Origin of the sequence: Vibrio bivalvicida, assembly GCF_001399455.2 — a bacterium.
GTDB lineage: Bacteria > Pseudomonadota > Gammaproteobacteria > Enterobacterales > Vibrionaceae > Vibrio > Vibrio bivalvicida.
Window position 1 is genome coordinate 139003 of the sequence record NZ_LLEI02000006.1, and the last position, 9104, is coordinate 148106.

At 42.9% G+C, this 9104-nt stretch carries 8 protein-coding genes; 6 read left to right on the forward strand and 2 right to left on the reverse strand.

The genetic code is table 11. The features are described from left to right. Positions 1-5: 5 nt before the first annotated feature. Complete coding sequence (locus APB76_RS00665) at positions 6-821, reverse strand: substrate-binding domain-containing protein (RefSeq protein WP_054963067.1); 816 nt, start codon at positions 819-821, stop codon at positions 6-8. A gap of 258 nt (positions 822-1079) precedes the next feature. On the opposite strand from APB76_RS00665, the gene APB76_RS00670 reads away from it, so the two are divergent. Both APB76_RS00670 and APB76_RS00675 read left to right on the forward strand, forming a co-directional pair. After that, positions 1080-2528 (forward strand): sigma-54-dependent transcriptional regulator, encoded by a 1449-nt coding sequence (locus tag APB76_RS00670; protein ID WP_054963068.1) that lies wholly within the window; start codon positions 1080-1082, stop codon positions 2526-2528. Beyond that, a complete protein-coding gene (locus APB76_RS00675; protein WP_054963069.1) occupies positions 2518-4548 on the forward strand; it encodes a sensor histidine kinase in 2031 nt (676 codons plus the stop codon). Before APB76_RS00670 ends, APB76_RS00675 begins: the two co-directional genes overlap by 11 nt. A 36-nt stretch (positions 4549-4584) precedes the next feature. Here the strand turns inward: APB76_RS00675 and APB76_RS00680 are convergent, their stop codons facing one another. Next, positions 4585-4872, reverse strand: coding sequence for a hypothetical protein (locus tag APB76_RS00680; RefSeq protein WP_054963070.1), 288 nt, complete (start codon positions 4870-4872; stop codon positions 4585-4587). Positions 4873-5053: 181 nt separating this feature from the next. Here APB76_RS00680 and APB76_RS00685 point away from each other — a divergent pair, with 181 nt between their 5' ends. The 4 genes from APB76_RS00685 to APB76_RS23370 all read left to right on the forward strand — a co-directional run bounded on the left by APB76_RS00685 (position 5054) and on the right by APB76_RS23370 (position 9062). After that, positions 5054-6646 carry an ABC-F family ATPase gene (locus tag APB76_RS00685; RefSeq protein ID WP_054963075.1) on the forward strand — a complete coding sequence of 531 codons (1593 nt, stop codon included), beginning with the start codon at positions 5054-5056 and terminating at the stop codon, positions 6644-6646. Between the two features lie 299 nt (positions 6647-6945). Further along, the gene (locus tag APB76_RS00690; protein ID WP_054963071.1) at positions 6946-7404 is read left to right on the forward strand and encodes a GNAT family N-acetyltransferase; all 459 of its coding nucleotides are present in this window, start codon (positions 6946-6948) and stop codon (positions 7402-7404) included. 154 nt (positions 7405-7558) lie between these two features. Then, positions 7559-8005 carry a hypothetical protein gene (locus APB76_RS00695; protein WP_054963072.1) on the forward strand — a complete coding sequence of 149 codons (447 nt, stop codon included), beginning with the start codon at positions 7559-7561 and terminating at the stop codon, positions 8003-8005. 928 nt (positions 8006-8933) lie between these two features. Then, the gene (locus APB76_RS23370) at positions 8934-9062 is read left to right on the forward strand and encodes a hypothetical protein (protein ID WP_269085102.1); all 129 of its coding nucleotides are present in this window, start codon (positions 8934-8936) and stop codon (positions 9060-9062) included. Positions 9063-9104 lie beyond the last annotated feature (42 nt).

The window sequence follows — 9104 nt, forward strand, 5'->3', positions numbered from 1 at the left end:
TAGGCTTATTTCTCGTTGGCATTAGCAACAAAAAGCTGTTTGCCGTGGAGTGTAAAGTCATTAATCAGTTTTTGCCCTCTTGGATTAACCAACCAGTCACTGAATTCTTTCGCTCCTTGGTAGTTAATACTTGGGTATCGTTCTGGATTAACCAAGATGACTTGGTAAGGGTTAAACAACTTTTTGTCACCTTGGAACAGAATCTCAAGATCAAGTTTGTTGTTGTAGGCTAACCAAGTGCCACGGTCAGTCATGGTGTAGCCTTGCATTTCGTTGGCCATGTTGAGAGTCGGTCCCATCCCTTGGCCTACACTACGGTAACCACCGAAATTTGGCTCCATTTTGGTTTGCTGCCAGATACCTTTCTCTTTTTTATGAGTACCTGAATCATCACCGCGAGAGATAAACGTCGCATTCATATTGGCAATGTTTTTGAACACATCAGCGACGTCTTTTTGCTTTGCCACTTTAGCTGGATCTGCGTGAGGGCCCACAATAACAAAATCGTTGTACATCAATTTACGAGGTAGAACGCCATAATCCTTTTCAACGAAGTTTGCTTCGGCTTTTGGCGCGTGAGTCATTACCAAATCGACATCGCCGTTTTCACCCATTTTAAGCGACTTACCCGTGCCGGCTGCGATCACATCGACCTTGTAGCCTGTGTCTTTTTCAAATTCAGGAAGCAGGTAATCAAGTAGACCAGAGTGGTAGGTGCTTGTTGTCGTCGCTAAACGCACGTGAGAGTTATCAGCCGAAGATGCCGAGTAGCTAACTAAAGCCAGTGACGCAGTGGCCAATGTAAAAGTGATTTTTTTCATATTGTTATAAATCCGTTTTCTATAATTTGGGCTAGACAAATTAAGAGTAGTGAACCTATGCCATAAGATTCGTGTTATCAGTTGGCAAGCACTAATTGCAATCTTGATGCCAACAATTCATGATACTTTTCAAGCTAAATATCAAAAAGTTAACACACAAAAACTTGATGAGGGACAAAATGTCTCACATTTATTAAGTCGAGTACTGATAAACTTGGTACACTCTGTCCCAATTACCCTATAAAGCAAGTGGTCATCATGCCTCCATCATTCGATCCTAACAAAGTCTCACAATATCAAGCGTTTTCAGTACTTGTCGTCGATGATGAAATTGGAATGCAAACGATACTGAACAAAGCCTTAAGCAAGTGGTTTTCAAAAGTTGACTGTGTTGGAAGTATCGAAGAAGCAGAGCAGCTTCGGAGTGCCAACCATTATGACTTGATTGTTCTCGATATTAATTTGCCAGGGCGTTCTGGAATTGAATGGGAAGAAGCATTCACAGACCCAGATAAAAAAGCCGATATCATCTTTATGACGGGCTACGCCGATCTGGAGACGGCAATATCTGCTCTCAAATTGGGTGCGTCGGATTTTATCCTTAAACCGTTTAACCTAGAGCAGATGTTGCAAGCGGTTAAGCGTTGCATTGATAAACGCTTAGAAGAGCGCCACCAATTTGCGCTTCGTCATGAGTTTAAACGCCATGTTGTCACAGACATTGTTGGCGGTTCAGAGAAAACGGCATTGCTAAAACAACTGATTGGCCAATTTGCACCTTCTCGCGCATCTGTATTGGTTGAAGGTGAATCAGGGACAGGCAAAGAACTAGTCGCGCGAGGTATACACGAAGCAAGCCAACGCAGTGGACCATTTGTGCCAATAAATTGTGGTGCCATTGCACCGGAACTACTCGAAAGTGAGCTTTTTGGTCACAATGCAGGAGCGTTTACCGGGGCTAAGAAAAGTCGCGAAGGTTTGTTTCGCGTTGCGAATGGAGGAACACTATTCTTAGACGAAATTGGTGAGATGCCGCTTGCTATGCAATCGGCTTTACTACGCGTGCTAGAGCAAAGGACTATTCGCCCAGTCGGTGGAGAGAAGGAGATAACGATCGACGTTAGAGTTGTGGCAGCAACGAATCGAAATCTTCAACAAGAAGTGAATAAGGGCAATTTCCGCGCCGACTTATTCTATCGACTCAATGTACTCAAGATCGATGTGATGCCACTAAGAGAGCGTAAAGCAGATCTCATTGAGCTCGTCCCATTTTTTACACAGATGTTAGCGTTGGAGCTTGGAATGCCCAATCCAAATTGGGCGCATGAAGATATTCTTGCTATGAACGAATATGACTGGCCGGGCAATATTCGTGAACTCAAAAACCTTATAGAGCGCTGCATTCTGCTCGGCAAACCTCCGGCACATTATTGGCGTGAGATTCATGGTGATACGTTAAAGCCATCTGTGACCATGACGGTATCGAGCGGAGCGGAAGTTATTGAGCTTACCACTCCGACCAATCAGCAAGAGGGCTACCCCAATACATGGACACTGAAGAAAGTTGAGAAAGCGCATATTCAACAGTTAGTGGATTATCATGACGGAAATAAATCAGCCGCAGCAAGAGATTTGGGCGTAGCGCGCAAAACGTTAGAGCGTAAATACAAAGAGTGGGAGAATGAGGAATCAAGCTATGCCGAATAGCCCCTCATTTTGGTCAAAATGGCGCTATCGATTTAAGACCATGGTTCGATATCGCTTGATGATCCTGACCTCTGCACCTATCGCTTTAACACTTGTCGCACTAATTGGTATTACCATCTATTGGTCAATCCATTACACTTGGCAGAGTGCTTTAGTCGATGTCTCTGAGCGGCTTGGTGTCGCGGAAAATAGCATTGAGTTAATTCAAGAGAAACAAGCGAATCATGTTAAAGCATTTGCTAGCTCATATGAATTTGTTACGCGAGTGCGCGAACGAAGTTTCGGCGATGCTGAATTGAAGAACTGGGTTGCAAATCAGAGAGACAGGTATAAGCTCGACTTTTTGCGTTTTCATCGTGTTGACAGCATGGAGAACAAATTCCGCTTTATGGATCTTACCCATAGAGAGTCATTCTTTGATGTGCTGACAGAGAAAGAGCTTAGCGAACTCGGTAATGATCTGGTCAAACGCGCCCAAACTCCAATACTTGAGAACAATACGATTGAAAGCCGTGGACTGGTTAGCCGCACCGTCATTCCGATACGTAGCCAATCTAACGATATTATTGGCTTTTTAGATGGTGGTTTACTGCTTAATAACAGTACTGTATTGGTCGATACCATTCGTGATCTTATTTATCCCTCTAAACAAGATAGTCTACGCCCTGTCGGTACACTAACGGTTTTTTTAGATGATCTTCGAGTGAGCACTAATGTTCCGCTAGATAGTAATGATCGGCTTGGAAGAGCGATTGGTACACGTGTTTCAAACGAGGTGAGACAAGCGGTCTTAATAGAAGGGCATGAGTGGACCAACTTAGCATTTGTGTACGATGCGTGGTACATCACCGCGTATCAGCCTCTATATGATCAGTACAACAACGTTATTGGCATGCTCTACACAGGGTATTTGCTATGGCCATTTGTTACCACCTATATGACTAATATTGCAGAGATATCAATCACGACGCTATTTTTGCTGTTTGTCTCTAGCTTGCTTGTTTATCGAGGCTCTCGCGATCTGTTTGTCCCGATCGAGCATATTCACCGCGTGGTAAAAATGATTCAACTGGGTAAGGAAACGCGCATTGGACCTCTTGGCCTAGACGAAGGGCATGAGTTGGCGCAACTTGCCAAGCAGTTTGACAATATGCTTGACCTGCTCAAACAACGTAAAAACGAAATTTTACGTGCAGCTAATCAACTTGAGTGCAAAGTGCAAGATCGAACTGCGAGTCTAAAAGAAAAAACCGAACAGTTAGAATTGCACATTCAACTGCTCAACCAAACAAGAGATAAACTTGTCGTTAATGAAAAACTGGCAGCGCTTGGTGAGCTTACTGCAGGTATTGCTCATGAAATTAATAACCCGACCGCAGTGATCCTAGGTAATGTTGAACTTATACAGTTTGAGTTGGGGGATGAATCGTCTCGAGTTAAAGAGGAGATTGAAGCGATTCACGCACAGATTGACCGTATTCGAAATATCACACGGAGCTTACTGCAATACAGTCGGCAAGGTGGTGTACAAGATGAGATTACTTGGCAGCGCGTCAATCCCATTATCGAAGAGAGTATCACTTTGGTTAAAACAGGTGCCAAAAAGCGTGAAGTTACCTTTGAGACCGAGTTGAATGCGCAATCTTCAGTCGAAGTTAATCGCCATCAGCTACTGCAAATTCTCGTCAACCTGCAAATGAATGGCATTCATGCCATGCAAGGCAAAGGTCGCCTGATCGTTTCAAGTGAAGACTGGGTCGAAGATGGTAAGACTCTCGGTGCGGTTATTCATGTGAAAGACGAAGGGTGTGGAATTAAGCCTGAAAATCTAAAGAGAATCTTCTCTCCATTCTACACCACTAAGCGCGATGGAACGGGATTAGGTCTTTCGGTTTCGCAAAGTATTCTCAGCCAATCGGGCGGCGAGCTCAAAGTTAATTCTGAATGGGGGAAAGGAAGCCAGTTTAGTATTTATCTTCCGGAACGAGCAGAACCTCAACTCAAGGTCATGAATCTTTAACAAAACGGTCAGCAATAAAGCTGACCGTTTTTCTAACTATTTTGATTCTTCCGCTAGAGAGTCTTTGCATTCCTGATATTTCAGCTTCTCTGCTAACGACTCTGGTGGCAAACCACACTTCATCACCACTTCCTTGTCATAGCATTTATTGGTCTTACCATGTAAACAGATGATTTCATCATCCTGATAAGCGATATCACCTGTTTGCAAGTGACCATATGTGTCGTTTCCCCAAACTGGGTTAGCATTAAAAGTGTTCTTCGCTACCGCGACAGAACAAGCTAAAGACAAAGATGCAATGATAACAGGGATTAACTTCTTCATGATTGTGACCTACTTTTGGAACTGGCGGCGATTATATAGAACCTCAGCCTAAAACCAACTCATAAAAGTTAGATTGCTAATACATAGCTGATGGTTTTCATGCCTTGGCAAAACAAAACTTGAAGTTCGACTCAGTAAACAGTAGTGTGGCGCGGTTTTTCATATTTAATAGGTAATGACTTTGATCTCCACTAACAACATCACACAGCAATTTGGTGCTAAGCCACTTTTTGAAAACATCTCTGTTAAGTTTGGTGAAGGTAACCGTTACGGCCTTATTGGTGCGAACGGCTGTGGTAAATCAACGTTCATGAAAATCCTAAGTGGTGAACTTGACCCTACAGGTGGTAACGTAAGTTATGATCCTAACGAACGCGTAGCAAAGCTAAATCAGGATCAGTTTGCTTACGAAGAGTTCACGGTCATCGATACCGTTATCATGGGTTACAAAGAGCTGTGGGAAGTAAAAAAAGAGCGTGACCGTATTTACTCTTTGCCAGAGATGAGTGAAGAAGAGGGTATGCTCGTTGCCGACTTAGAAGTTCATTTCGCTGAAATGGACGGTTATATGGCTGATTCCAAAGCAGGTGAACTATTACTTGCTGTTGGTATTCCTGAAGAGCAACACTACGGTCTAATGAGTGAAGTCGCTCCTGGTTGGAAACTTCGTGTTCTTCTTGCTCAGGTACTGTTTGCAGATCCGCATATTATGCTACTTGACGAACCAACCAACAACTTGGATATGGATACTATCCGATGGTTGGAAGAAACGCTGAACCAGCGTAACTGCACCATGATTATCATCTCGCACGACCGTCACTTCTTAAACTCAGTATGTACGCATATGGCAGATTTAGACTACGGTGAGCTTCGTGTATATCCAGGTAACTATGATGAGTACATGATGGCTGCTTCGCAAGCACGTGACCGCCTATTGTCTGACAATGCGAAGAAGAAAGCTCAAATTGCAGAACTACAAACCTTCGTCGCACGTTTCTCTGCTAATGCTTCTAAAGCTAAGCAGGCGACATCACGAGCTAAGCAAATCGACAAAATCCAGCTCGAAGAAGTAAAAGCGTCAAGCCGCCAAAACCCATTCATCCGCTTTGAACAGTCGAAAGAGCTGTTCCGCAATGCATTGAATGTTGAAAACTTAAGCCAAGGCTTTGAAGACGATCTGTTTAGTGAATTTAATGCCATTTTCGAAGTCGGTGAGCGTGTTGCGATCATCGGTGAAAACGGTGTAGGTAAAACAACGCTGCTTAACACATTAGCGGGTGTACTTGAGCCGCGTACTGGTGAATTTAAGTGGTCTGAAAACTCTAATATTGGCTACTATGCGCAAGACCACGCAGAAGACTTTGCAGAAGATCTCAACCTGATGGATTGGATGGGTCAGTGGCGCCAAGAAGGTGATGACGAGCAAGTAATTCGTAGCTTCTTAGGTCGTATGTTGTTTTCACAAGACGACATCAAAAAATCAGTAAAAGTACTTTCTGGTGGTGAGCAAGGCCGCATGCTTTTAGGTAAGCTAATGATGCACAAGCCAAACATGCTGTTAATGGATGAGCCAACCAACCACATGGATATGGAATCTATTGAGTCTTTGAACAATGCTTTAGAGCAATACAAAGGCACACTGTTTTTCGTATCTCATGACCGAGTATTTGTCGATTCGTTAGCTACGCGTATCATCGAGATAAAAGACAACAAGATTACAGACTTTAAAGGCACTTACGCTGAGTTCTTAAAAGCGCGTGGCATTGTAGGCTAAGAATTAGCTTCTAAACTGAATTTGAAAGCCTCGCATTACCAAATGCGGGGCTTTTTTTGTAATATAATATTGATACTGTATAAGTATACACATTAACGGAGGCAGGACGAAAATCATGCTATATAGAACAATTCTGCATTTTGTGATTCGTAATTTTCTCTGTTTGATGTAAGTAACTGTTATTTAGTAAGTTGATTTGGTAACGTGGGGGTAGTTAAAGTTTTATTGCAGATTGGTTCTGTAGTTTTTTATAGAATTGTTCTGTCTAAGAACTGTTATGTGCTTTGGTGGAAATGAATATGGAAATCACAATCAGGCTTATCAAAACAGAAAGCATTGAGGACAAGAGTATATTCGAGACTTTGTTTAGGGAGTATCTATCTGGATTCTCAGTTGAACTAGACCTCTCAGTAATTGCTCAGCTATTTGCGTTGCCTTATTTCCACGGATTTATCAGTTTTGTCGACAATAAGCCTGCTGGTTTTGCGGTTTGCTTTGAATCGTTCTCAACTTATCGTGCGCAAAGAGTGATGAATATTCATGACTTTATGGTGTCGGACAACTTTCGTGGTAAAGGTGTTGGCAAGGCACAACTGAATGGTATCGAACAGTATTGTCGTGATAATGATTACCTCAAAATCACATTAGAGGTCGGTGATGATAATGTTGCAGCTAAAAAGCTCTACAGCTCATTGGACTACGAAGATTACAGAGTAGTTTTGAAAGGGCAGCAACATTGGCAAAAGTACCTCAATTAGCACGCACATAACAACTGTTCAAGAGGGATTCGCAACGCGTGGCATTTTTACTATGCGTTGGCTGTGGTGTTTAAGGTGGTATGCGGCGGCTTCGGTATTGCGTTGCTCACCCCTTAACAGGGCGTTAAACCTAATGAGGAGAGTTTTGAATTCAATGAAGTTTAATGCAACACTCAATGACTATTTTAGAGAGGTGCACTGCATATGCCCTAAGTGTAAGGGGCATGCAATTATTACTGCCGAGTCTAAATATGCTTTGCCCTGGCGTCCTTCAAATGTTTCGTTGGTCTGCCATGGTTGTGCATACAGAGAAACATGGCCAATACCAAGTTGGAAAAGTGATTTTGTCAATTACAATCCGGGAAGTGGTATCGAACCTTATTTTGGTTACTCTTTGTTTTTTGGTGTGACTATTAAAGGCAAAACGTTGGGGATATTAAGCCCTAAGCATGCGAACGATATTTCGGAATATATTGCATATGCTCTTAGGCCTTCACCAATAAATTCAAAGTGGAGTATGGTCAATAGATTACCGAAATGGGTAATATCGGCAAAAAATAGGTCCCTTGTTTTGAAAGCTTTGTCCAAAATTCGCAATTAGGTTTAACAATCTGCTTAAGACGGACTATCAACGCTCGGCAATTTTACTTCTAGTCTGGTACAGTGTTTTTGGTGGTTAGTTTAAGTATCGAGGTATGCGTTGCTAGCCACTTAGCAGGGCGTTAATAAGCTTGCTGTAAACGAACGGTATTTTATGGCAAGTAGTTGATCATGGGTGGATGCTTTAGCTGGTCAAAACTAGCTGCATTGTTCGCTTCGAGTTGATCATTTCTCTGGTGTAAGTGCCATTTGAAAGCATCGAAAGCGCTAATATGCCAACAACCATTTTAGCTCTCAAAGGTTCATCGTTGTGGCAATTAACTGTCCGTCACTTCAGAGGGTGGCCTGTTCTCTGTCACTTTGGTTTGGCTACTTGCTTAAAGCGGGTTTCTGTAAAGGACAGTGGGTCAGTAGCCAATAAAAATCTGGTTGGTTTGTACTGTTGAGTTCGGTGGGTTGTTTGGGTCTAGAGCGCGCCGAAAGTCCTTTATTAACAATCTGCTTAAGACGGACTGCCAACGCTCGGCGAATTTACTTCAAAGTTTGCTCTGTGTTTAAGGTGGCTTGTTTACGTTTTGTGGCAAGTTGTCAGCCACTTAGCAGGGCGTTAGCTAGTGTTTAAAGAACTAAGGGCTTAAGTGCTCATGAATGCGGGGCTCTAGCTTCACACTTGATAGTCCCAATGCGCAAACTATCTCGCCAGTGGCACTGTTCGAAAAGTGATTGAATCAACCAAAGTCAGTTTACTGGAGTGGTGCGTTTGTTTAGTTCTTTGGTGTGGCTTCTTGGGTGTTGAAATGCTGCGTAGCTAAATCTGATTTGCGCGCTTGGTAGTGTGCTTTTTTGAAAGTATTCTCTGCCAAGCATGTTCTAGCAACTGTGTTTGGGTTTTCGAGCTGTCCAATTTACATTGCCACTCGAAAGCAATAATGGATTTCAAATTCGGCGCTTGGGTGAAAAACTCAACCTTCTGCGTAGCAGCTAACAAACTGCTCAAGGCGGACTATCAACGCTCGGCAATTTTGGTTCTAGTTTGGTACAGTGCTTACGGCGGCTAGTTAAAGTATCGTGTAATGCGTTGCTAGCCACTTAGCAGGGCG